We start from the raw sequence: 282 nt of genomic DNA, 5'->3' as shown, positions 1-282 counted from the left end.
AGAATGTTCCTTGAAAACTAAACAAAAGCCAAGCGTGAATAAAGGGTTTTTAAACCCCATAATCAATTCAATTTGCTATGGATCATAGCTTCCACAGGATGTGGTGACTTCTGCGTTGTGCACAGGACGTGCACGCCCTTAGCAGAAGTTCCTTTCCTTGGGAGTACGACAAGAAGTACAATGGTAAGTAAACAATAAACTTTTTGGAGAGTTTGATCCTGGCTCAGGACGAACGCTGGCGGCGTGCCTAATACATGCAAGTCGAGCGCACAGAAGGGAGCT

1 rRNA gene is annotated in these 282 nt (G+C 45.0%); it reads left to right on the top strand.

Annotated elements, in window-relative coordinates:
• Window positions 1-200 precede the first annotated feature (200 nt).
• Window positions 201-282, top strand: a 16S ribosomal RNA gene (locus AA84_RS0102810); the annotation flags it as partial.

The sequence above is a fragment of the Sporolactobacillus terrae DSM 11697 genome (assembly GCF_000648615.1).
Taxonomy (GTDB): Bacteria; Bacillota; Bacilli; order Bacillales; family Sporolactobacillaceae; genus Sporolactobacillus; species Sporolactobacillus terrae.
This window is presented reverse-complemented; position numbering and strand designations above follow the sequence as displayed.